Annotated in this window: 14 protein-coding genes and 1 tRNA gene; 14 read left to right on the top strand and 1 reads right to left on the bottom strand. The window is 55.8% G+C overall.

The window, feature by feature from the left end:
• Positions 1-1624 precede the first annotated feature (1624 nt).
• The 13 genes from NTX17_10725 to NTX17_10665 all read left to right on the top strand — a co-directional run bounded on the left by NTX17_10725 (position 1625) and on the right by NTX17_10665 (position 23841).
• Positions 1625-4399, top strand: coding sequence for a hypothetical protein (locus tag NTX17_10725; protein MCX5801840.1), 2775 nt, complete (start codon positions 1625-1627; stop codon positions 4397-4399).
• A gap of 351 nt (positions 4400-4750) precedes the next feature.
• Positions 4751-6016 carry a restriction endonuclease subunit S gene (locus NTX17_10720; protein MCX5801839.1) on the top strand — a complete coding sequence of 422 codons (1266 nt, stop codon included), beginning with the start codon at positions 4751-4753 and terminating at the stop codon, positions 6014-6016.
• Positions 6013-7599, top strand: coding sequence for a TIGR04141 family sporadically distributed protein (locus NTX17_10715; protein ID MCX5801838.1), 1587 nt, complete (start codon positions 6013-6015; stop codon positions 7597-7599). Before NTX17_10720 ends, NTX17_10715 begins: the two co-directional genes overlap by 4 nt.
• 156 nt (positions 7600-7755) lie before the next feature.
• Entirely contained in the window at positions 7756-8265 is a 510-nt protein-coding gene (locus tag NTX17_10710; GenBank protein MCX5801837.1) for a dual specificity protein phosphatase family protein, read from the top strand.
• Positions 8266-8358: 93 nt separating this feature from the next.
• A complete protein-coding gene (locus tag NTX17_10705) occupies positions 8359-8766 on the top strand; it encodes a DUF262 domain-containing protein (protein ID MCX5801836.1) in 408 nt (135 codons plus the stop codon).
• Positions 8767-8873: 107 nt separating this feature from the next.
• Positions 8874-9410, top strand: coding sequence for a Fic family protein (locus tag NTX17_10700; GenBank protein MCX5801835.1), 537 nt, complete (start codon positions 8874-8876; stop codon positions 9408-9410).
• Positions 9411-9676: 266 nt separating this feature from the next.
• On the top strand, positions 9677-12748 hold the full coding sequence (locus NTX17_10695; GenBank protein ID MCX5801834.1) for a type I restriction endonuclease subunit R: 3072 nt from the start codon (positions 9677-9679) through the stop codon (positions 12746-12748).
• Between the two features lie 329 nt (positions 12749-13077).
• Positions 13078-13539: a hydrogenase iron-sulfur subunit gene (locus NTX17_10690; GenBank protein MCX5801833.1), complete on the top strand. Its 462-nt coding sequence runs from the start codon at positions 13078-13080 to the stop codon at positions 13537-13539.
• Between the two features lie 35 nt (positions 13540-13574).
• Positions 13575-14537 carry an oxidoreductase gene (locus NTX17_10685; GenBank protein ID MCX5801832.1) on the top strand — a complete coding sequence of 321 codons (963 nt, stop codon included), beginning with the start codon at positions 13575-13577 and terminating at the stop codon, positions 14535-14537.
• Positions 14534-15997, top strand: a complete 1464-nt coding sequence (locus NTX17_10680) for a Ni/Fe hydrogenase subunit alpha (protein ID MCX5801831.1) — start codon at positions 14534-14536, stop codon at positions 15995-15997. The genes NTX17_10685 and NTX17_10680 overlap by 4 nt, the downstream gene beginning before the upstream one ends.
• Positions 15998-16375: 378 nt before the next feature.
• A complete protein-coding gene (locus NTX17_10675) occupies positions 16376-17542 on the top strand; it encodes an efflux RND transporter periplasmic adaptor subunit (GenBank protein MCX5801830.1) in 1167 nt (388 codons plus the stop codon).
• 62 nt (positions 17543-17604) lie between these two features.
• Positions 17605-20802, top strand: coding sequence for an efflux RND transporter permease subunit (locus NTX17_10670; protein MCX5801829.1), 3198 nt, complete (start codon positions 17605-17607; stop codon positions 20800-20802).
• Between the two features lie 6 nt (positions 20803-20808).
• On the top strand, positions 20809-23841 hold the full coding sequence (locus tag NTX17_10665) for an efflux RND transporter permease subunit (protein MCX5801828.1): 3033 nt from the start codon (positions 20809-20811) through the stop codon (positions 23839-23841).
• 402 nt (positions 23842-24243) lie between these two features.
• Here NTX17_10665 and NTX17_10660 read toward each other — a convergent pair whose 3' ends face one another.
• Positions 24244-24720: a hydrogenase maturation protease gene (locus tag NTX17_10660; protein ID MCX5801827.1), complete on the bottom strand. Its 477-nt coding sequence runs from the start codon at positions 24718-24720 to the stop codon at positions 24244-24246.
• 344 nt (positions 24721-25064) lie between these two features.
• Here NTX17_10660 and NTX17_10655 point away from each other — a divergent pair.
• Positions 25065-25150 (top strand) — tRNA-Leu (locus NTX17_10655).
• The last annotated feature ends 119 nt before the right edge of the window (positions 25151-25269 follow it).

Genomic DNA, 25269 nt, shown 5'->3' with positions numbered 1-25269 from the left:
GATCACATTCTGGAAGGTCTGCAGTGGATTGATGCATGACCGCTTACGCATTAGAGTAGGGCGGACACGGAAAATGACAGAGAACGATTTTCCCGTAGGGCCTGCATGGGAATGTACTACGTTTGAATAATCGATGACTATGGATGACTTTGACTTCCGACATATGGCACCACATTGTGGCGGTCAACCAGAGGCCTTCGAAGAGCTTTGTTGTCAGTTAGCGCACCGGTCTCTTCCGGGGGAGGCAAAGTACATCCGGCTCCGGGGGGCGGGGGGAGATGGAGGGGTGGAGTGTTTCGCGGATCTCCCTGATGCCAGTCGGGTTGGCTGGCAAGCGAAGTACCTCTTTGACGTCGGCTCTCTCATCCGTCAAGCCACCACATCATTAACCACGGCCTTGCGGATCCACAGCACGCTGACACGATACGTTGTATGCTTCCCGTTTGATCTGACAGGTCCAACGGGACGACGCGGTCGAAGCGGTCAGGAGAGGTTTGACGACTGGCGCAAGAAGTATGAAAGCAAGGCTGCTGCTGAAGGTCGTCAACTGATCATTGAGGCGTGGCCTGCGTCGAAGCTCCGATCTCTGCTGCTAGACTTGGACACAGCAGGAGGTATGCGCGCGTTTTTCTTCAATGAAATCATTCTCACGAAGGATTGGTTTTCATCCCACCTGGATTCAGTGAAGGTAATCGCCGGACCACGATACACACCAGAGTTGAATGTTGAGACGGACCTTTGGAAGTGGTTCGCCGCTTTCGGTCGTACCGCGGCGTGGTCTATCGACTTTGATAAAAGGCTACGTCCCTGCCGAAAAGCATACGATGATCTTGCCTCCGCGGTACGCAAAACTGGTTCGGATGCAATCGCCCCAGCATGGCCCAACGACTCTCGGGAACACGCGCAGTCCTTGGTGGCCAACATGGCGAAAATCCTCGACGAGTGCAATAGTCTGTCCAAGACAGATGAGTCGCGGGCACATGCGCACTGCATCGCCCAACTTGGTGATCTACTGGAAGGTTTTGGGTCCGTTGAGTCGGGCTTGGCGGAGGATCTCGACGCCCAGCACGGACCGGGATCTGCGGACTCGCCTGGGTTTCGCCAATTCATGGCCGAGTACGAGGTTTCTTTCCCCGCGGCTAATCTGGATTACGTACGCAAGGCAGTCACTGCATGTAGAGATCTCCGTGACTGGCTCAATTCCCCCGCAGGTTTACTCGCGTTCGCACGGGCTTTCGTGCTCACGGGCGCAGCAGGATCGGGAAAGACACACGGGGTTTGCGACGCTGCTCGTCAGCGTTTTGCGGAGGGACTTCTTACATGCGTGACCTTTGGGCACGCATTCTGCAGCGAGCCTGATCCGTGGACACGACTGTTGGAGTCTCTCGGGCTTCCCGTCGCACTTGGAAGGGACGGCCTTCTCGACGCCCTAAACGCTGCAGCTGAAGCTTCCGGTTCGTTACTCTTCCTCTGTATTGACGCGCTCAACGAGACTCGGCCATTGCGATATTGGCGCAGTCGCCTTTCTGCCATCGTGGAAGCAGTTCAGCGCAGACCCTGCTTGCGACTTTGCGTTACCTGCAGAACTTCATTCGTGCCACACTGCCTTCCAGTAGGTGTCGGCATGCTAGTCATTGAGCACCAGGGATTTGCTGGTGTCGAACGCTTGGCCTGCCAGGTATTCTTTCAACACTACAACCTTAAGCCTCCGATCACGCCTATCCTACAGCCCGAATTTTCCAACCCACTATATCTAAAACTAGTCTGCGAAACTCTTCGCTCCCGCGGTCTCGACCATATTCCAGCTGGCTGGCGTGGGCTCGCCCCAGCCATTAGAGCGTTCCTCGATGAAAAAGAACGGCAGTTTACGATCGATAACGAGACGAATGTGAGTGCCAACACGGTCACCGGTAGTCTCAGAGCCATCGCGCGTGTGGTCGCTGATTCCGGTAGTTCTTCGGTTTCTTGGTCGCGTGCACAACAGGTGATAAGCGAAGCAAGGCCGCAAGCAAGAGACTTGCCAGTAGTTGAATGGCTTGTACGAGCCGATTTGCTGATTGAAGATGCCCCTGGCACAAGTGACCCGCTCGGGGATGAAGGCACTGTGCGGCCAGCGTTCGAGCGCTTAGGAGATTTTCTTGTCGCAGATGAGATTCTATCTCGGATTGAGTCGGAGGAAATCGATAAGGCCTGCCGACCTGGCCAACCTCTCCATTCGCTGCTTAGTGACTTGAACACCATAGGAGAGAATAACGGTGTGGTTAGCGCACTTTCGATCCTTCTTCCAGAGAAGAGACCTGGATTGGAGCTTCCTAATCTTGTGGCAGATGAGTCCGTTCGAGCCGAAGTGCTTAGGATCACAGTCAAATCCTTCCCTTGGCGGGATCCCGCCAGCTTTTCCTCATGCTCAGCGTCCTTGGTGCTCGACGGTCTTGGGATGCGCGACTTCTCTTCTGAGACCATTAACGCTGCATTGTCGGTATCGTGGCAACCTTCGGCCATTGACGCGCTCTGGCTTGACGTTCTCTTGAAGAGGAGGCCCTTAGCTGGGCGCGATGCATGGTGGTGTGGTTTTCTCCACCAGCAATACGAGTCGGGGGGAACAGTAAGACGCTTAATTGATGCTGCGTTTGAGCTCCCACTTGACCAGGTTGATAAGGAGGTTGCTGAACGTTGGGCCACGGTTTTACTATGGTTCACCGCCGCGGCTGACCGTCGGGTGAAGGACACAGCAACGCGCGCAGCCACGGCCTTGCTCGTTGCACGGCCCAAACTCATCCCGGACGTGCTTACACGATTGCTCGATTCTGACGACGACGAAGTAAGGGAACGCGCCCTGCTCTGTTGCTACGGCGCACTGATCATATCCCGAAATGTCGACGTGATCAGTCTGATCACTAGCGCGCTGCATGAGGCGTTCCGGAATGAGCCAGCGGCATTTGATAACGCACTGATACGCGATGACATTAGGTGTATTGCGGAGTTGGCCCGCGTGCTCGACGCCCTACCTGACGGTTACGATCCAGAGCTAACTATGCAGCCCATCCGTTCCGAATGGCCACTCGACCTGCCGCCCGATGAAGAGGTCAAACGTTTAGACGGGTTGCCGGGGTTGGCCCATAGCTGCCTGCACGACGATTTTCATAGATACTCGATGGGTTGCCTTGGGGACTGGGAACACGCCGTTCCAAGGCAAGATATGGGTAAATGGATTCTCCGCCGCGTTGCGCATGGATTCGGCTACGAGGGTTCAGGATGCGAAAGATATGACCGCTACATGCTCGGCAGATACGGAGGTGGGCGAGCTAAGCCGACTTGGGCTGAGAGAATCGGTAAGAAGTATCAGTGGGTGGCCATGTACCAACTGGCATCGCGCCTCTGGGATCACGTTGAACGGAAACCCGACAGCTGGGTTCCCAAGCCGCAAGAAACTCCCCTGATTCTTCTGGAGGGAAGAAAGATCGACCCCACGTTGCCGCCCGACATGGTCACCAGCGAACGCGCCGCTGAGGCTTGGTGGATCGGATCCTCAGCCGATCTTCGATCCGGAGAGCAGCTTTCGCATATTGAATGGGTAAAGAAGAAGGACGACCTTCCAACATTGGAAGGATTGCTGGCAATACAGGAACGAAATGGTCAGCGCTGGCGGTTGCTCGTGTCATACCCATCGTGGACGAAACGAGATGAAGACGCACATTGGAATGATCCCTACCGGGAGGTGTGGGTTCACGTCGAAAGCTATCTGATACCTAGGAAGAATGTTGCGACCGCATACGACTGCCTTCACCGTCGCAACTTCTTTGGCAAATGGATGACTGGAAGCGCTACATGGCTGCACGGTTTCGCGGGCGAATATCCGTGGGCAACCTCGTTTAACATGGAGCCCGAAGAATGGCACCGCCGTGGCGGTCGATCTGGGTACAAGTTACCTGTTCCCTACATGTCATCCTGGAATGGGGTCATCGTCGAATGGGAGTACGACGCTTCACTCCCGGGCAGTTTCCACATGATGGTGCCCGCGCGTGCGTTCTTCTCCCAGCGCAATCTTTGGTGGGATGGTCGAGACGGCTACCGCCTTGTTGGCAGAAAGACTATCTTCCGAGATCCATCTGTTACAGAGAAGGGCCCCGTAGCACTCATCGCCGACGCCGATGATCTTCTCGTGCGACTGGACAAGATGGGATTGCGCGTTATCTGGACCCTGGTTGGCGAGAAATGGATCCTGGGTGGCCCGGATGCCAAGGTTAGGCCTAGACGTACGTTTAGCCAGATTGCCCGTTTGATGGAGGACGGCTCCGTGCAGATCGGCGAGCGAGTTTTCTTCGAAGATTATGACCAGGACATTGGCCCACGCCTGCCTGAAGGACAACGGAGAGGTAGCAGAGGCTCAAGAATCTAGGAATCATCTGCTCCAGAAATGACTGGAATGGCCGTCCAATACGTAGGATTGCGACCAGACCCAACAAAGGGCTGAAGCAGAGTTGTAAGGGTTGAGACCAGGGCACCTGCCCAGGCCGTCAAGCGAAACATAGCACGGTTTCTTGATGATTCTAGGTTTCAGTTAACCCGGAACGAATTCGGAGACCTGAAATTATAGATTCTGGGTTCAACAACGAAGCCATGAAGACTAAATTCGTGACTGCTACCGTTGACCGAGTCGCCGGATGAGCCTACTGAGTTATGCGAGTAAGTAATAGTGCCCATGCAGTAGGGCTCGAGAAGGTTTGTGGTAAATCTACAGGAGTACGTTGTGAAGGGTGAGGTTTGGCCTAGGACAAGGCTTGGTGACATTTGTAAGAAGGTCGGGAGTGGTGCGACTCCACGTGGTGGCGCCGAAGTCTATCTCTCAAGCGGGATAGCGTTGATTCGTAGCCAGAACGTTTACAACGAGGGTTTTCGTCAGAACGGTCTAGCCTACATTAGCGATGAGGATGCCGAGGTCTTGGCGAATGTGGCAGTTCAGCGAGATGATGTCTTACTCAATATCACCGGCGATTCAGTCGCCAGATGTTGCTTGGCCCCACGAGGAATTCTTCTGGCTAGGGTAAATCAGCATGTAGCCATCATTCGGCCTCGTCCTGACAGGTTGGATGCTAGATATTTGCGGTATTTCCTGGTCAGTCCCGCGATGCAGAATCATATGCTCGCACTGGCCGCGGCCGGCGCGACAAGGAACGCTTTGACAAAGGGTATGGTCGAAGATTTCGAAGTCCCGTTACCTTCGATTCCTGAGCAGCGCGCCATCGCGCACATTCTTGGTACACTGGACGACAAAATCGAGCTGAACCGGCGGATGAACGAGACGCTGGAGGCAATGACACAAGCGATCTTCAAGTCCTGGTTCGTGAACTTCGACCCCGTTCACGCCAAGGCGGAAGGACGAAACCCCGGCCTACCCAAGCATCTCGCCGACTTGTTCCCAGACTCATTTCAAGACTCCGAACTGGGGAGGATTCCGAAGGGATGGTCAGTGGGAAATCTCGGCGATATCGTCAAGGTCACCAGCGGCAAGAGACCAGAGGGCCGTAGCGAAGTAAGAGACGACACTTATCAAATACCGTTGTTTGGTGGTGGTGGACCAATGGCCTATGTTAAGACGCCTCTCTATGAACGTCCGATCATTTTGACAGGTAGGGTAGGAACTTTGGGGGTGGTGTTTCGTGTAACTTCTCCATGCTGGCCTTCAGACAACACACTAGTCGTTCTGCCACGCCAAGCGGAATGGTATGAGTTCGTATTCCACAAGACGCGCTGTCTTGATTTCGGCTCCTTGAACAGAGGGTCTACCCAGCCACTTGTGACTCAAAAAGACCTGCAGGCACAGTGGGTCATAATTCCTTCCTCAAATATCGTTGAACAATTCCACGGCTTGGCGAAATCCATCTGTGACAAGGTTGACCTCAATGGTAAACAATTCGGCACTGTCGTGGCTATCCGGGACGCATTGCTTCCTAAACTATTGTCTGGAGAGCTTCGGTTAGGGAATCCCTCGACATTCTTGAAGGATGTGCCATGAGAAGAAGGGTTAGACATTTAACCGTTCTCTTGATTAAGGAACATCTACAGACGTGTGATGATGCGCTGAAGGCTCCGGATACTCTGGCTAAGTACAATCTGAGATTGGACCTTCCGTTCGAGGGCGCGTTTTATGTGAGCCGTCCTCATCGAAAGACCCCTCCCTGGGTTCAGTTTGTCCGCGAAGGGATTACAGACGAGATTGCGCCGCTCGAGAATGTGAGTTCTGCAGCAGTACTTTTTGTACAAGCGTGTTCGAGGATCTTCGCCTTCACATTTGGGTATGGCCGAAACCTCCTCAAGCCGGACTGTTTTGAAATGGATTTTGGACTGAAGGTGGCCCTTAACACCATAGATCCCGACCGTCTGAGGAGCTTGGATGTTCGGACGTTTGAGGAGCTCACTGTCGATACGCGGCGTCAGACAAGCAGAGACTCTCCGCTTGAAACGTTCGCTCTAGACATTAGTCGAGACCTGTTGCGTGCCGTAACGGGTGAGCCTAGGGAACACACTTTTGCCAAGCGCATTACTGGAAAGGATGCTATCGCACTGAATGTGCAGATTGAATTCTCAAGCCTTGGCCGAAAGTGCGAGGAGATGTGGAATGCCTACGGAGGAGAAAAGTACAAAGAGCGATTCGGTTGGATCGACCATCTGAGGACGGTTCGTGACCGGAGCCTTGTCGAAATTCTAGATCGCGAACTCCTAACGGCTCTCAACGACCAAAACACAGAGAGGTGCCACTTGGCCCCTCCCGAACCATTAGACTGGGAAAGGGTCGAGAGCTTCTGCTACTCAACGGAGCAGGGAGAGGAGGCATCTCACTCGGATTTGGACATCGGTGATTACCTCGGGACGCTCGAAAATCCGGATGCGCTTTCGCTCCAGGACGTTAAGAGGGACTGCGTTCACGTGCGATGGGTTGAACAAGAACAAACCATTAGCCGGTGGTCTGTGTACGAGTGCATTGTCTTCGAGACTGAATATCAGGGAGCCCTATATGTTCTAACAGCAAACCAGTGGTTCCAAGTGGCAGGGCATTTTGCAGAGGAAGTGAATGATGTTGTGTCACGGCTGGCGCCATCAGATTCGGAACTGCCCAATGCAGAGGCTGGCGAGAGAGAAGCTGACTACAACAGACGCGTCGCGGAACAACGCGAAGAAATCATACTAATGGACCAAAAGCTGGTTCGATGCAGTGGCGTTCAAGGCCGTATAGAGGTATGCGATCTTCTCACTTGTGACAGGGAATTCATCCACGTCAAGAGGAAAACCCGTTCTGCCACACTTAGCCACCTCTTCGCACAAGGAACAGTCTCGGCTGAGGCGTTTCTCCGAGATGCTGCGTTCCGACAGGACGCGAAAGAGCATGTAGCTAGCACGAGGCCGAATCTGGCCCACTTGATTCCTGACGATCGGCCAAGGCCGACAGACTACACAATTACTTATGCTATCATCACAAAACCGAGCTCAAATTGGCCTTTGTCCCTACCATTTTTCAGCCGACTCCACTTGATGCAGGCCGCGCAGCGGCTCGCGATGTTGGGGTACAAGGTGTCGTTGTTGTGCGTGAAGGAGACCTAGGGCATCATGCCGTTATCTCGGTTCGATCTCGAGCTCCCGCTCTACGGTCGCGTCCGGGGCCGCGCACCATGGCGGCTCTCCGCGAGACCCTGCTGCCCAAGCTGCTGTTGGGAGAGATATGCGTGAAGGAGTAGAGAACATTGGTGAGACGCAGCCATGACTGAGATCTACCCTAACCTGTTCGTCGGAAACGAGAGCGATTATGAATACTCGATAAGGCATCAATCTGACTGGTACGTTGTTCACGCATGCAAGGAGCCCTACCATCGTAGGGAGTTGGGCTACACAGGAAGGGGTGCTCCCAGAAATCACCCAGAATACTTGATTGCCAGAAGAGAGAATCGGCTTATCCTTAACCTTGTCGATGCTCCGAACCCAGCTTACATTCCGAAGGAGATAATAGACGCAGCGCTCGAGTTCATCGACGAACGCCTATGTTCCGGCCAGCGTGTGTTGGTTCACTGCAATCTTGGCGAGTCTCGCGCACCTGCCATTGGATTGCTCTACATGGCTGCGTTTGCGAATGCATTCCCGTCCAGTTCGTTCAGCGAGGCGGAATCTGCATTCCGCCGGATTTACCCGGCATACAGTCCAAGCCTCGGCATTCGTGGATTTCTGGAACAGAATTGGGACGCATATCGCACTAGACGCGAGAATGCAACCTGAAGGTTCTTGACCACTTGTCGCCGGACCACCGCTGCGGAATAGAGACTTAGTAAGAGGAACTGAGCAAATCGGCGATTTGGAGAAAATAGGCGTATGAGTGCAACGCTGTTCAAGGAGATTAGTTACTCACTTGCCAAGCTGACAAATGATATCGAAATGGGTGAAATAGGGCTGCCGGACATCGAGCGACCGTTCGTCTGGCCGAACGCCAAAGTGTGTGATCTTCTTGACTCCATGCACAAGGGCTTCCCGGTGGGATACCTGCTCTTCTGGGTCAACGCGCTGCCCGGCAGCCATCGTCAGATCGGTACCGAGCAGAAGCAAGAAGTCCCGCACCTCTTAGTGATAAAAAACTGGTTCAGATGCGCTATTGGCATGCACTGCCTGCGGCTTGGGAGAAAATGGAGTACAAGGCATTCCTTGATGCGCGCCGCAAGGCAATCGCCAGCGTTATCCGGGACGGCGTTAACCGACTGCGTGAGCAATAGGCTAACATGTTGAAGAAAACCGGTCGTTACAACGTTTCTGGGCTCGTCGAGGCCCAACATGAACCCGGTTCCCGCGGCCGTGTGCTCAGGAATCTCCTAGAAATCCGGAGAAAACGGCAGATGGACGATGCCGAAGTTGACGCTCTGAGACGGGCCGTGGACACTCTCCTGCACTGCTACGATAAGAATCACTGTTTTAGTGCTTCGGACGTCCGTGAAATGCACAGAGTGTGGCTGGGTGAAATCTACGAATGGGCTGGGAATTACAGGAATGTCAATGTGAGCAAGGGAGAATTCCCCTTTGCAGCAGCTCTACAAGTGCCTGTGTTAATGGAAGAGTTTGAGCAAGGAGTTCTTACGAAGCACACGCCATGTAACTTCAAATCGAGAGAGCGCGTCGTGACCGCGTTGGCTGAGGTGCACACTGAACTAATCCTTATCCATCCTTTTCGTGAAGGGAATGGCAGAGTAGCTCGTATCTTGGCGACGCTGATGGCCTATCAGGTCGGACTGTCATTGTTGGACTTCGAACCGCTTGAAGGACGGCAACGGCCGGAGTATCTTGTTGCTGTGGCCGCGGGCCTAGACCATAACTACGAACCGATGGAAGAACTTTTCAGGAGGATTATTGAGCGGACTCTTCGCTGCCAGCCTTAGCGTTGGCTTGCCGAGGTTAATTGGCATGTTTCCGCAACATACGTGCGATAGATTTTGAGCTCTTCCCGGTTTCAATCGCAGTGGAAGTTGCAACGTTAACAATAAGTGCTTTCTTGTATTTCTTTGGGTCACGAAGATGGGGGTTGGTTTCTATCAAGGGCTTCTTGCTCATGATTGTATTTTAGCACAAACTGGACGATAACGCACTACTAAACCAAGAGCCAATTTGACACACAACTGAGGCCCGTGACACAGAGCTAAACACTATGCGCCCACGCTTCACCGAATCCGACGTCGAATCCGCTGCCCTCTCATGGCTCAAGGAATTGGGCTACACCATCCTCAGCGGCCCCGAGATCGCGCCGGGCGAGCCCGGCGCCCAGCGCGAGAGCTACGAACAGCCTCTCCTGCCACGGCGACTCCAGGATGCCATGGCTCAACTGAACCCCACTATCCCCACCGAGGCCCTCGAGGAGGCTGTGCGCAGACTTCTGCGCGCGGAATCCCCCTCGCTTGTTCAGAACAATCGAGCATTTCACAGGATGCTGGTTGAGGGAATAGACGTTGAATACGCCTCGGATGACCGAATTGCCCACACCAGGGCAAAGCTGATTGACTTCGACAATCCCGACAACAATGACTGGGTTGCCGTGAACCAGTTCACGGTGGTGGAGGGTCAGTATAATCGCCGCCCCGACATCGTTCTTTTCGTCAACGGGCTCCCTCTCGCGATCGTTGAGCTGAAGAATCCTGCTGATGAAAACGCCACCATCTGGACGGCGTTCAACCAATTGCAGACATACAGAGAGCAGATACCCTCGCTTTTCACCTTCAACGAAGTTTTGGTTGTCTCCGACGGCTTGGAGGCGCGCGTTGGCTCTCTCACCGCGAATCGCGAGTGGTTCCTTCCGTGGCGCACGATAGAGGGTGAGGAACTAGCCCCAATCACCACGCCGCAGCTTCAAGTAATCATCAAGGGAGTGTTTGACAGAGAGCGGTTCCTAAAACTGCTCAGACACTTCATAGTGTTTGAAGAAGAGAAAGGCGGCACCGTAGGCAAGAAGATTGCAGGTTATCACCAATTTCATGCCGTTGCTCGTGCTGTTAACGCCACGGTGGAAGCTTCACGTCCAGGTGGCGACAGGCGCTGCGGCGTGGTCTGGCATACTCAGGGCTCCGGGAAAAGCCTCACCATGGCCTTCTATGCGGGCCGGATCGTCCTTCATCCTGCGATGGAAAATCCGACGATCGTCGTCCTGACTGACCGAAATGATCTCGACGATCAACTCTTTGGCACATTTTCCCGTTGTCACGAATTGCTGAGGCAGAAGCCCGTGCAGGCCGAAAGCAGAGAGCACTTGCGCGAGCTACTGCGTGTCGCATCGGGCGGCGTCGTCTTCACGACAATCCAGAAATTCTTCCCCGAAGAGAGGGGTGATCGCCCCCCGCCGCTCTCTAACCGGCGGAACGTTGTCGTCATCGCCGACGAAGCGCACCGCAGCCAGTACGACTTCATCGACGGGTTCGCACGTCACATGCGTGATGCTCTCCCCAACGCGTCCTTCATTGCGTTCACCGGCACGCCGATCGAGCTCACGGATCGAAACACGCGGGCGATATTCGGCGATTACATAAGCATCTACGACATCCAGCGAGCCGTGGAAGACGGGGCGACAGTTCCTATTTACTACGAGAGCCGTCTCGCAAAGCTCGAACTCAAGGAGGAAGAGAAGCCTCGTCTCGACCCCGAATTCGAAGAAGTGACGGAAGGCGAGGAAGTCGAGCGCAAGGAGAAGCTCAAGACCAAGTGGGCTGCGCTTGAGGCCGTGGTCGGTACGGAGAAACGCATCGGCCTTGTCTCGCAAGACCTTGTCAATCACTTCGACCGGCGGCTGGAGGCGATGGACGGTAAGGCCATGGTGGTTTGCATGAGCCGCCGCATCTGTGTGGAGCTTTACAACGCCATCGTCAAGCTGCGTCCCCAGTGGCACAACGAGGACGACACCAAGGGTGTTATCAAGATCGTGATGACGGGCTCGGCCTCCGACCCTCTGGAATGGCAACGGCATATACGCAACAAGCCTCGGCGAGAGGCGCTCGCCAATCGCTTTAGAGACCAGACCGACCCGATGAAGGTGGTGATCGTCCGCGACATGTGGCTTACGGGCTTCGATGCGCCGTGCTTGCACACCATGTACGTGGACAAGCCCATGCGCGACCACGGGCTGATGCAGGCGATAGCCCGAGTGAACCGTGTGTTCCGAGACAAGCCGGGTGGACTCGTTGTGGACTACCTGGGACTGGCCGACAATCTGAGGCGAGCCATGGCCACTTACACCGAAAGTGGTGGGAGGGGCATTACTGCCCTAGACCAGGCAGAGGCCGTTGCGGTCATGTTAGAGAAATACGAGGTCTGTTGTGGCCTCTTCCACGGATTTGACCGGTCGCCCTGGATAGGAGGGGCGCCGACGGAAAGGCTCGCGCTCCTCCCAGTGGCTCAGGAACACATTCTCTCGGAGCAAGACGGCAAGGCCAGGTTACTCAGTGCCGTGACGGAGCTTTCACAGGCGTTCGCCCTCTCGGTTCCTCACGAAAAGGCCATCGAGATACGCGAGGACGTAGGGTTCTTCCAGGCAGTGCGCTCGGCGCTCGTGAAGGCCGGAGCCCCAAGCCCAAAGGCCGAGGAAGACTTGGATCACGCCATTCGCCAGATTGTCTCCAGAGCGATTGTGTCCGACGAAGTGATAGACATTTTCGCAGCGGCGGGGCTCAAGAAGCCGGACATTTCGATCTTGTCTGACGAGTTTCTTGCTGAGGTCCGCGGCCTGCCCCACAAGAACCTCGCAGTAGAGCTCCTGCGAAAACTCCTTAACGGCGAGATCAAAACCCGGCTAAGCAGAAACCTGATCCAGGGTCGTTCATTTGCCGAGATGCTGGAGCGCACCATCCGTGCCTATCAGAATCGTGCCCTTGAAACTGCGCAAGTAATAGAGGAGCTCATCAACCTCGCGAAGGAGATGCGCGAGGCGAACGCCAGGGGAGAAGAGCTCGGTCTCAGCGAAGAAGAAACGGCGTTTTATGATGCTCTGGAGACGAACGACAGTGCCGTAAAGATACTCGGCGACGAGACCCTTTGCACGATAGCGAAAGAGCTTGTGAAAACCGTTCGTAACAACGTCGCCATAGACTGGACAGTCAAAGAAAGTGTCCGCGCAAGGCTGCGTGTCATGGTCAAGCGCGTTCTCCGCAAGTACGGATATCCACCCGACAAACAAGAGAAGGCAACAAAGACCGTTCTCGAACAGGCAGAGCTTCTGTGCGGTGATTGGGCACCCTAAGCCGGATGCCGCCTGCCTGCCCCCTGCTCCTGTCCCCGTCCCCCCTAGCCCGGATCCGTTGAGCTCACGGTCCTCCCAAGCCGCCCGCGTCCATGTCTGCTCTGACTGGGCCCCGTCCCTCTCCCGCCCCCGAGCCTCCTACTCAAGTACTTGACGATACCGTACAAGACGGTGTATGCTGGAGGGTCGTCTTTTCGCCTATGAAACTCGGCACATGGCAGCAGTTCATGGCGATAAGGTGCGCTAACGTTTGTTTGTTCACGGTTCCACATGTCGGCCGGGCGTGAGGCCTCAGTTTCACGGGCCGGCGAACGCAGAAGGAGTGTTCTGTGAGCAGCGCGAACTTTGAACCAAGAATCGTCGGTTTCCTCTGTCGGTGGTGCAGCTACACGGGAGCGGATCTGGCCGGCACGAGCCGCATAAAATATCCGCCCAACGTACTGCCCATAAGGGTAATGTGCTCCGGGAGGGTGGATCCCACCTTTGTGCTGAAGGCGCTCAGCGAGGGCGCAGACGGGGTCCTCATAGCCGGATGCCACCCGGGCGATTGCCATTACACGAGCGGCAACTACAGAGCCCTGGGGCGGTACGCGCTCCTGAAGAAGCTGCTCGATCAACTCGGAATCGAGAATGATCGAGTGAGGCTCGAATGGGTCTCGGCCTCCGAGGGAGACAGGTGGGCGCAGGTAGTGAAAGACATGTCCGAAAAGGTGAGAAAACTGGGCCCTCTAGGGTGGAAGGCGCTTTCCGAGAAGACCGTGCAAGAAGAAGCAAGAGTCGCCCAAGGTTAGCTGACGCGTAGATTTTCAAACCCGGAGGATGGGCAATGAGTAAGTTGAAGATAGCGCTCTACTGGGCAGCGAGCTGCGGTGGATGTGAGATTGCGGTGCTGGACATCAAGGAGAAAATTCTCGATGTGGCGGCTGCGTGCGACATTCTCTTCTGGCCCGTAGCGCTTGATTTCAAATACAAAGACGTCGAGGCAATGCCCGACAAGCACATAGATGTATGTTTTTTCAACGGCGCCATCCGCACGAGCGAAAACGAACACATGGCAAAGCTCATGCGGCAGAAGTCCAAAATACTAATAGCGTATGGCTCGTGCGCCAACGAGGGCTGCATACCCGGCCTCGCCAATCTTTATTCGAGACAAAGCCTTCTCGACAGGGTTTACAGCGAGACACCGTCCACGGACAACCCAAACGGCACGAGACCACAATTGAAGGTCAAGGTGCCGGAAGGCGAGCTTACCCTTCCTGAGTTTTACGACAGAGTCAAGACGCTGGCCCAGACAGTAGACGTTGATTATTTCGTGCCTGGCTGCCCCCCTGTTGCCGACAAGACATGGGCTGCGCTGGAAGCGATAGTCACCGGGAACCTTCCTCCTAAAGGTTCCGTAGTCGGTGCGGGCGACAAGACATGCTGCGATGAATGCGACAGAAAAAGAGAAGAAAAAAAGATAAAGAAATTCTACAGGTTCTGGGAAATAATCCCCGAAGAAGAGAAATGCCTCCTGGAGCAGGGAATAATATGCGCAGGGCCTGCCACGCGAAGCGGCTGCGGCACCGTGTGCGTCAACAAGGGCAAGATGCCCTGCAGGGGCTGCTACGGTCCTCCTCCCGGTGTCATCGACCAGGGCGCGAAGCTCTTGAGCGCGCTGGGTTCGATAGTAGATTCAAATGATCCGGACGAGATTCAGAAGATCGTCGGCGAGATCGTGGATCCCGCCGGCTACTTGTATAGATTCGGGTTGGTAAACTCATTGTTGGGACAAGCGAGGACAAAATGAATCGCGTAACGATTGATCCAATAACCAGGCTTGAAGGACACGGAAGAATAGAGATCTTTCTGGACGACAAGGGCAACGTTGCGAACACGTACCTCCAGATACCGGAGCTCAGAGGCTTCGAGAAGTTCTGCGAGGGAAGGCCCGTCGAGGAGGTCGCTCGCATCACGCCCAGAATATGCGGCGTTTGCCCCGAGGCGCACCACATGGCGGCCACAAAGGCGGTGGACGCGGTCTTTCACGTTGACCCACCCAGCCCCGCCAAGAAACTGAGAGAGCTTCTCTACAGCGCTTTCTACACGGGCGATCATGCGACACATTTCTACATCCTCGCAGGCCCCGACTTCGTGGTCGGTCCTACCGCGTCTCCCGCCGAGAGAAACATTCTGGGCTTGATCGCGAAGGTCGGCATCGAGGCCGGAAAGACCGTGATTCAGACCAGGGCAATGGCTCACGAAATCGTCTCGATGCTCGGCGGCAAGGCCATTCATCCCGTGTGTGGAATTCCCGGAGGTGTCAGCAAGGGCCTCAACGCCGAAGAGCAAAAGCGATGCATCGAAATTGCAAAGGGCTTCGTCGAGTTCGGAAAATTCACGTTCAAGGTTTTCGAGGACGTCGTTCTCAAGAACAAGGCCTACGTCGACCTCATCTTGAGTGACGCGTTCACCCACAAGACCTACTACATGGGCCTTGTGGACAAGAACAACAAAGTCAACTTCTACGACGGTCAAATCAGGGTCGTAGACACGGAAGGCAAGGAGTTCGCAAGGTTCAGTCCCTCTCAATACCTCGACAATATCGCCGAGCACGTTGAACCGTGGACTTACCTCAAGTTTCCGTATTTGAAGAAGGTCGGCTGGAAGGGTCTCGTGGACGGACAGGACAGCGGCGTCTACAGGGCCGCCCCGCTTGCGAGGCTCAACGTCTCTGACGGAATGGCGACCCCCCTTGCGCAGGCAGAGTACGATAAGATGTACAAGACCCTCGGTGGGAAACCGGTTCATCAGACCCTCGCCACTCACTGGGCCAGGATCATCGAGCTCATGTACGCGGCCGAGAGAACGCTCGAGCTCGCACAGGATCCCGAGATAACGAGCCCCAACATAAGGATCATCCCCAAGGAGACACCCACTGAAGGCGTCGGTGTGGTCGAGGCTCCGCGAGGGATTCTCTATCATCATTACCAGACCGACGAGAAGGGAATGGTCAAGAAGGCCAACCTCATCGTGGGCACCACGAACAACTACGCCGCCATCTGCATGTCGATCAAGAAGGCGGCACAGGGGTTGATCAAGGCGGGGACGGCCGTGTCCGAGGGACTCCTCAACCAGGTTGAGATGGCTTTCAGGGCCTACGATCCATGCTTCGGCTGTGCCACCCACGACGCCACCGGCAGGACGCTTCTTGAGGTGAGAATCTACGACCACAAGCGTGAGCTGGTGGACGTGTTGAAGAGCGAGTGACAGCCCAGCCGGTGACACGGCTGTTGGCTTTGCAGGCCACATGACGGACGCTGCCCGGGAGACGCGCTGGGGCGCTGATCGAGCGGGCAGTTTCTGCTTCTAAGCTCGCGCCGCTGAGGGGCGACACCGGACAGGCCGAGGGCCTTTTCGCCGCCCCCGACGGAACGCGCGGGCGCACCAACCGGATTTGCAACCCAAGACGACGTCTTCTCGTAGTAACATAGTAGTACGTTGGAAGCGCGATTGCGCCCGGTTGCCGGGCCTGATCGTCCTGCCCTCAGTATGTCGTGCCGACATCGTGAAAAACGCGATTGCCCGGTTGCCGGGATGGTATCGCACAGCGCCATGGCAGCGTTCTTGAAGCAAGGAGATTAGCACGTGGGTTCGAGAGTCACTTCGATAGGTTCCGGGTCAAGTCGCCGGGGAATTGTCCCCCGCGAGTCGTCCTTCCGAGCTCCGCTCACGACACTGTTGGTTCTGCTATCCTGTCTGGCTCTGCTCCTCACCGTTTGTTCGTGCCAGGGCAAGGCCGGACGCAAGAAAGTCGGCGCCGGCCGAGACACGTTGTCCGCCGGCCAGAAAGGTGCCGGCAATAACCGCGAGGCCGTTCCTGTCGAGGTTGCACGGGCATCCAGGCATACGGTCCGCTCTTACCTGACGGCGACCTCTACGCTCGAGGCCCTGAGTACCGCTCAGCTCCTCGCCGAAACAACGGGACGAGTGGTGACTCTCTACAGAGAGGAAGGAGACCGGGTCAACAAGGGCCAGGCACTCATCAAGCTTCAAGACACGCAGCAGAAACTGGATTTCGAAAAGGCCGGCATCGACCTCGAGATGGCTGAGAGGGACTGGCAGAGAGCGCAAGAGCTGGAGAAACGCGGCATCCTGAGTGCAAAGGAGTTTGACGAGACGAGGCTCAGGCTAGAGGCGGCGAAGCACGCGAAGGCAGGCGCTCAATATGAACTCGAGAAAACGAGAATCGTGGCTCCCTTCTCCGGAATCGTGACGGAAAAAAACGTCCAGCTTGGTGAAACCGTGACGCCGGGCAAGCACGTAGCCACGGTCTCCGCCTTCGATCCGCTCGTCGTCAGGTTCCACGTACCCGAATCCGAAATCGGCCCCGTGCGAATAGGACAGCCGGTGGCAATCGAGATCCCGTCCGGACCCACCGAGACACTCTATGCAAGAATATCTTTGATAAGCCCGATAATAGACCAGGGAACCGGCACCGTTAAGCTCACCGCGTATCTCAAGAACACGGGATTCAGAATAAAGCCCGGCACTTTTGTGAGAGCGCACGTGGTGGCTGCCGCCCACGACTCCGTTCTCACCATCCCCAAGAAGGCCCTCCTTAGCGAAGACGAAACACACCACGTGTTCGTCGTGGCTTCAGACACCGTGACCAAGGTGGAGGTCAAGCCCGGCATAACGGACAATCAGCTTGTAGAAATCCTCTCGGGTCTTTCTCTCGGCGATCTTGTCATAACCGTGGGGCACGGCGGTCTATCGTCGGGCGACAAAGTGAAGATCGTGGGAAAGCAATAATGGCAGGCGCGGGCACCCAAGAGGCGGCAGAAACCTGTGCGCAATCGAAGGCCCTATGAACCATGAAAATAACTGACGGCTCCATTGCAAGACCAGTAACAGTCACCATGGTCGTCTTGGCCGTGGTAGTCTTCGGCCTTGTCGCACTCTCGAGACTCAGGGTCGAGCTCCTCCCCAACATTTCTTATCCGTCTCTCACGATTCAGACGGAATATCCGGACGCTGCCCCGGCTGAAGTAGAGCAGTTTGTGACGAGACCCATCGAGGAAGCGGTCGGCGTACTGCCGGGCCTGGAAAAGGTCAGGTCGGTCTCGAGGCCCGGCCAATCAGAGGTCACGCTCGAGTACGTCTGGCGAACCAAGATGGACCTCGCCGCCCTGGACGTGCGGGAGAAGCTTGATCTCATAGAGCTTCCCAAAGAGGTCAATAAGCCTACCATTCTTCGCTTCGATCCATCCCTCGACCCGATCATGAGGCTCAGAATCTCAGGCGGCACCAATCTCTTGAGGCTCCGGCGAGTGGCGGAAAAGCTGGTGAAAAAGGAGATCGAGGGGCTCAAGGGCGTGGCGGCAGCCAAGGTGAGCGGCGGACTCGAGGAAGAGATTCACGTCGACATCGACAAGGGAAAACTCTCGGAGCTCGGCATCCCCATAACACAGGTTACGGCTCGTCTGGGGACGGAGAACGTGAACGTGGCGGGCGGAAGTCTCACGGACAAAGAATCAGAGTTTCTCGTCAGGACCACGAATGAATTTCAGGACGTCAACGAACTGGCCGGCGTTTGCATCGGTTACGTCGATGGCCGGCCCATACTCATAGGGGACGTGGCCAACGTTGCGAGCGGCTACAAGGAACGTGACACGATCACGAAGCTCAACGGCAAGGAGTCCGTCGAGGTCGCCGTCTACAAGGAGGGCGATGCAAACACGATCTCCGTGGCCAAGACCGTGAGGAAGAAACTCGCCGCTCTTTCGCTGCCTCCGGACGTGAGCGTCACAGTGGCGTCCGACCATTCAATCTTCATCCAGAGATCGGTCAACGAGGTAATGAGCTCGGCCCTGATAGGCGGCCTTCTGGCTACCATCGTCCTTCTGTTTTTTCTGAAGGACTGGCGGCCGACCGTCACGATCGCGCTCTCGATCCCAGTGTCTGCGATAGCGACTTTCTTCGTGATGCACAGACTTGGAATTTCGCTCAACATAATGTCTCTCGGCGGACTGGCTCTGGGAGTCGGGATGCTCGTTGACAACTCGATAGTTGTTCTCGAGAGCGTGGCCAGACACAAGCGCGAGAATCCCTCGCTCCGGGACGCCGTGAGTAAGGGCACTCAAGAGGTCAACATGGCGATCATCGCGTCTACGCTGACGACGGTCGCGGTGTTTCTGCCCCTGGTTTTCGTGGAGGGCATAGCGGGCCAGCTATTCCGTGACCAGGCCCTCACGATCAGCGCCTCGCTTCTCGCGTCACTGATTGTCGCCATCACGCTGGTCCCCATGCTCTCGGCCTTGAAGCTGAAGAGCCCCACCGTAATCGAGACTCGCAGTCAGGGTCTTGGCGACGCGCCAGGCGAAGAGGGAGCATCTGAACCACCGCGAAATTTTCTCCTTCGCAAGTCGGCCGCGGCTGTAGCCTTCGGGGCTTCGAAACTTGCGGGACTGCTGGGATCGGTTCGGCGGCGAGTGGTTGCGGTTCTTCGCGTTCCTCTTTCAATCCCCTTCCGGCTTTTTGACAAGGCCATGGCAAGGCTGTACGCGTGGTATCCCGGCGCAGCCAGGGCTTCGCTGGGACGAAGGAGCCTTACGCTGGGCTTGGCGTTTGGCGCATTCTGCGTCACCGTTCTGCTCGCGTTGCTCCTCAACGTCGAACTCATACCGCCGGTCTCTCAGGGTGAATTCAGCTTCAATCTTCGCTTCCCCGAGGGCACGTCTCTTCCGGCCACGGACGAGGCGGTTTCGAGGTTGGAAAAGCAGATCATGACGCTTCCCTCCGTAAAGACTGTCTTCAGCAATTCCGGCTCGACCGTGGTGGGACAGTTCTCCGCGCGAATCAAGGAAGAGAACATTGCGCAGATTACGGTGGGCTTGAAGCGCATGAACGACGCGAAGGCGGAGGAAACCGCGATCGAGGAGATTCGGAGAATCCTGGACTTCGTTCCGGGTGTTGTCTACGACGTCAGTAAGCCAACGTACTTCAGCTTCCGGACCCCCATAGAGGTCGAGATATTCGGCTACGACGTGGCCCAACTGCGGGCCGCGTCTTCTCAAATCGAGGAGCGAATCTCCGGCATTCCGTACATCAAGGACATTAGAGGCACGATGAAACTCGGCAGCCCTGAAGTGCACATCGTCCTTGACAGGGAAAAACTCTCGAGCATGAACATAGACCCGGCGGAGGCGTTCACCATTCTTTCAAACGAGGTCAAGGGAGAAGTGGCCACGCGCTTCAGGAGAGAAGAGGACAAGATAGACATTCTCGTGAGAAACACCGAGGAAGTGCGCAGCTCGCTCGACGAACTTCCGAATCTGGTGGTGGGACACAACAACGGACAGCCGGTCCAACTGGCCTCGGTGGGCAGAATCGAGCTTCAGAGGGGCCCCTCGGAAATAACCAGAATTTCGCAGCAGCGGGCCGCAATAGTCTCGGCGAACCTCGTCGGACACAACCTCGGACGGGCCACCTCACAAATTAGGGAGGCCATCAAGACCGTGCCGCTGCCGGTCGATTTCTCCGCGTCCCTGAGCGGTCAGAGCGACGAATTGAGTGTCTCGTTCCGAAGCCTCAGGTTTGCGTTAATACTGGCAATCTTCCTGGTGTACCTCGTGATGGCGTCACAGTTCGAGTCTTTTCTTCACCCGGTCGTGATACTGTTCACCATTCCTCTTGCAACAATCGGCGTGGTCTTTTCTCTGTTCGTTACTCGCACGGCCGTCAGCGTGATGGTTCTGATTGGAGTCGTGATCCTCTGCGGCATTGTCGTCAACAACGCAATTCTTCTGATCGATTACACGAACCAATTGCGCAAGAAGGGGACGAACAAGATCGACGCCCTGGTTGAGGCCGGCACGGTCCGAATGCGGCCCATATTGATGACCACTCTCACGACCGTGTTGGGGCTCTTGCCCATGGCGATTTCACGCGGAGACGGAGCCGAGCTCCGGGTACCGCTCGCCATCACGGTAATGGGCGGTCTTTCCTTTGCAACCGTACTAACGCTGTTCGTGATACCGGCAGTCTACGCCACCCTGGACAGGTCGAAATAACCTACTATGAACCTCGCGCGTCTCGTCATTCGTGCACCGGTCACGACGATCGTGATTCTCTTCACGATCTTTGGCATTGGCGTAATCTCGATAACGCGCCTGCCGCTGGCCTTCCTGCCGGACGTCGATTTTCCCCAACTCAACGTGTACGTTCCCTATCCGAACGCCATTCCCTCGCAGGTTCAAGAGGAAATCACCAGGCCCCTCGAAGAGGCCCTCAGCACCATGGGCCATCTCAAGAAGATCTATTCATCCTCCGCCTCGGACGGTTCCAACATCTTTCTGGAATTCGATTGGGGGGTCGACATTGACATCCTGCGTGTCGAAGCACGCGAGAAAATAGACAGGGTCAGAGGCGAACTTCCCGACGACGTTGACCAGATCTTTGTTCAGGGTTTCAAGTCCAGCGACATCCCCGTCCTGGTTCTTCGTGTCTCCTCCGGAAAGGACCTTTCGCGAAGCTACGATCTCATAGAGAGAAAAATCGTGAATCCCCTGAAGCAGGTCCCCGGTGTGGCCAAGGTCACCAGCTACGGAGTTGAGAAGAAGGAAATTGCCATCGAGCTCGACATGGACCGCGTGACAAAGCATTCCGTCGACGTCGGCTCGTTGCTGAGCAGGCTTTCCAGCTCAAACAAGAACGTCACGGCGGGGAGAGTCGAGGAAGAAGCTCGCAACTATCCCATTCGTGTGCTGGGAGACTTCAAGACGCTGAAGGACATCGCGGATTTCCCGGTCACCGGAAACCTCAAACTATCCGACGTCGCAGACATCAAGTATGAGGAGCCCAGCCTCAACTACGGGCGACACCTGAACAGAGAGAGGGCAATCGGAATAGAGGTGATGAAAGAATCCGGCTACAACACCGTCAAGGTGGCGCAGCAGGCCAGAAAGAAACTTGAACAGATCGGCAAGGATCCGGCTCTCGAAGGGCTCTCGATCCTGACCTTCACGGACCAGTCCGAAGAGATCCTGAACGGATTGAACGGGCTGCTCCACTCCGGAATGATCGGAGCGCTTTTGGCTTGCGTCGTTCTCTACTTCTTCCTCAGAAACGTCTCGGCCACTCTGGCGATCGGCCTCGCGATTCCATTCTCGGCGGTTTCCGCGTGCGTCTTCATGTTCTTTGCGGGCCGCTCACTGAACATTCTCTCGATGATGGGACTCATGCTCTCCGTCGGCATGCTTGTGGACAACGCGGTCGTCGTGCTGGAGAGCATCTTCAGACACAGACAAGCAGGCGAAAGCCCGGAGAATGCATCGATAATCGGGACCCAGGAAGTTCTCCCCGCGGTCGTGACTTCTACGCTCGCGACGATCATTGTATTTCTTCCGCTCACTCTCGGCGCAAAGACACAAATCTCGGTATGGATAGGAGAGACCGGAAGAACCATTTTCGCCGCGCTCATATGCTCGCTCTTGGTGTCGGTGACGCTCATACCGCTCTTCATGTACAGATTCGGCCACCTGGTTCATAAGCGGCCTTCGGAGTTCATCGCGAATCTCACGGAGCACTACAAGCGCTACTTGAAATGGTCTCTGGCCCACAGGTGGAAAATGGCGGGCATCATGGTGGTGGTGCTGGCGAGCATGGTCTTTCCTTTTTCAAAGCTCGAGAAGAGCGCTTTCTCCGGCACCGAAGTCGAATCGATCGTGATGGAGTATCATTTCACTGAGAATGTGAACCACAAAGTTGCAGAGCGATACGTGAACGCCGTGGAGGAATACGTCACATCACACGCCAAAGAACTCAACATGAAATCCCTCTACACGTACTTCACCGACAACAACGCCACAACGCTCCTTTACCCCTATCCGCAATACACAGGCGAGGAAGACGTCAAGAAAATCCGCGAGAAATTGAGGACGGGACTCCCGAAACAGCCCGGCCTGGAACTCAAGCTGTCCGGGTATCAGGAGTCCGGAGGGGCCGGGACAATCAGCGTCAACATCTTCGGTGACGCCGGGCCGACGCTCTATTCTCTCGCCGAGGAAGCCGCCCGCCGCCTCTCTTTCATACCGGAGCTCAAGGACATCGACACCGAAAAACAGAAAGGCAGAGACGAGATCCAGGTCGTGGTCGACCGGGAGCTGACAGTCCGCAGCGGGCTATCGTCTTCCGACGTGGCCACGGCCGTCGCCATGTTCTTCAGGGGCGTACCCGTGAGCAGATTCCGCGGGCCGGAGGGAGAGGTGGACATTTGGGCGAGAGTGAAGGAAGAGGACAGACAGAACCTGGAGAACCTCAAGAGACTGACACTGACCAACAAGACGGGCGATCCTGTTCCGATTTCGTCGGTGGCGACTTTCGTGTTCGATAGGGGTCCCGCCAGCATCGACAGACAGCAGAGAAAGACCGTCGCCGTCGTTACGGCCCACTACGAGGCGAGCGACACGCCGAGCATAAAGAAGAAGATATCTCGAGTCCTCTCGGGCATGGCCTTTCCCGCCGGTTACAGTTGGGGCTACGGCGCCTTCTTCGAAGAAGAGAGTGCGACCCAGAAGGAACTGCTTGTCAACATGTTGCTGGCACTCATCCTCGTTTACATTGTGATGGCTTCACTTTTTGAATCGTTTGTTCATCCTTTCGCGATCATGTTTTCTCTTCCGTTCGCCTTCGTGGGTGTGACCTGGCTCCTTTTTGCGACGGGCACGCCCTTCAACATCATGGCCCAGATAGGGCTTCTCATCCTGATCGGGATCGTTGTCAACAACGGGATCGTACTTATCTATCGGGTCCACCAGCTCAGAGAATCCGGGATGGAACGCACGGAGGCGGTGGTGCTCGGAGCCAGCCAGAGACTAAGACCCGTTCTCATGACCGCTACCACGACCGTGCTCGGCCTTACGCCGCTCGCCCTCGGAAGAAGCGCCGTGGGCGACGCCATGTACTACCCCATGGCAAGGTGCGTCATAGGCGGGCTGGTCGCCTCCAGTTTCCTCACGGTCATAATCGTGCCCTGCCTGTACGGCGTCCTGGAAGATTGGTGGGTGAGGGTGAGGGGGATATTCGTTAGGCGAACGAGCGGCACAGAGTAGCGAAAAATTCTTGGAACCCGTCCAGTTTACCCGGTGTAGGCATATATGAAAGCAAGTTCGATACCTCCAGTTTTTCTCACTGTCGTCAAGGCACATGCTGGCAAGCCCAGCATGTGCCTACGCAGTTAGCACGCCTCGTCGAGGAGGAATGTGCTGGGGTGGAGGTCGACGTTCCAGCTATCTTCTTGAACTGGAATAGCTCCCTTGCCGTGAATGAAGTTTCCGGACAAGTGAGGTGGCGAACCTCTTAACTTTACCAGTCCACAGAGAAGGTAGCGCCCCAGCACAACTCCTCCAACGAGCCCAACCCCTCAGTTACACCAATTATCAGCTACACCACTGATTATCAGCGACTTCGCCGGTTATCAGCGGCGTGCCCGCGACAATACTGACTATCAACGGCTACCAGTGGCCTCTCGACAGAATGATCTCACCCACGACGCGTTCGGCCTCTTCCGCCGCCCTCTTCACGGTGTCACTAAGTCCGATCTCGATCGCTGTGGACTCCGGCTCTATACCCACCACGACTACGTCAGGAAGCAGACCCAGACGCTGGGCAAGATCAAGAGTCGTGGCGAGGTTCGCGCCGTGAACGGAAAAACCAGAACCCTTCTGGATTATCTCGCCGGCCTCAAAGGTTCGTATCGTGCCAGGTTTCTCATCCATGCTAGCGCAGTCCACGATTACTACAAGTTTACGACCTTCAAACAACGGCAGCAAGTCTATCCCTCTCGCACCACCCTCCATCGCTTCCACGTTTGAGGGGAGCTCACGTTGCTGGAAGGCCTGCACGAAATGAATGCCCACACCTTCGTCCTTGAGAAGAAGGTTCCCAACACCGAGGACTAATATGGGTTTCACGGCTTGCTTGTCAGGCATGGTGGAGACTCTCCCCGTGCTCTGCTGTGGGTGTTGCTGCGTGTCTTGCCAAGTTCTTTGTTGTGTGTTTGTCGGGCTGCGTCCCAGGCATGGCAGATACTCCGGGTTCCTTTCTAGTTTAATCTTAGCACGAAACCTAGCCTTTTTTTAGCTCATCGTGAGAGGCCAGCCCGGGCTTGCCTCGGTCCTATGTCCGTCATACGAGCCCGGGCTGGCCTTATGTCGACTAAATGCAGGTCATATGCCGGTCGCGGGCCGCGCAGCCAGCCCCGTGCGGGCCATTTCTTGACAGAGCGGGGGTTCACTGGTAGCATCTAGGCGGAATCGTCTTGGTGACGAGTGATGCCGGAGTGGTGAAATTGGCAGACGCGCCGGACTCAAAATCCGGTGGGGCTCAAACCCCGTGTCGGTTCGACTCCGACCTCCGGCATGGCAACGTAGGGTACACGAGAGTCCGTGCGCAGCGTCGGGTTAGATGAAGTCAAACTCTCGCTAGCTTGTTGAGGATTTTTCTGTATTTATTAATGAAATTGTCTAGTTTGTTACCCT

It is taken from the genome of Candidatus Eisenbacteria bacterium, assembly GCA_026388185.1.
GTDB lineage: Bacteria > Eisenbacteria > RBG-16-71-46 > JAFGJU01 > JAFGJU01 > JAPLKG01.
This window is presented reverse-complemented; position numbering and strand designations above follow the sequence as displayed.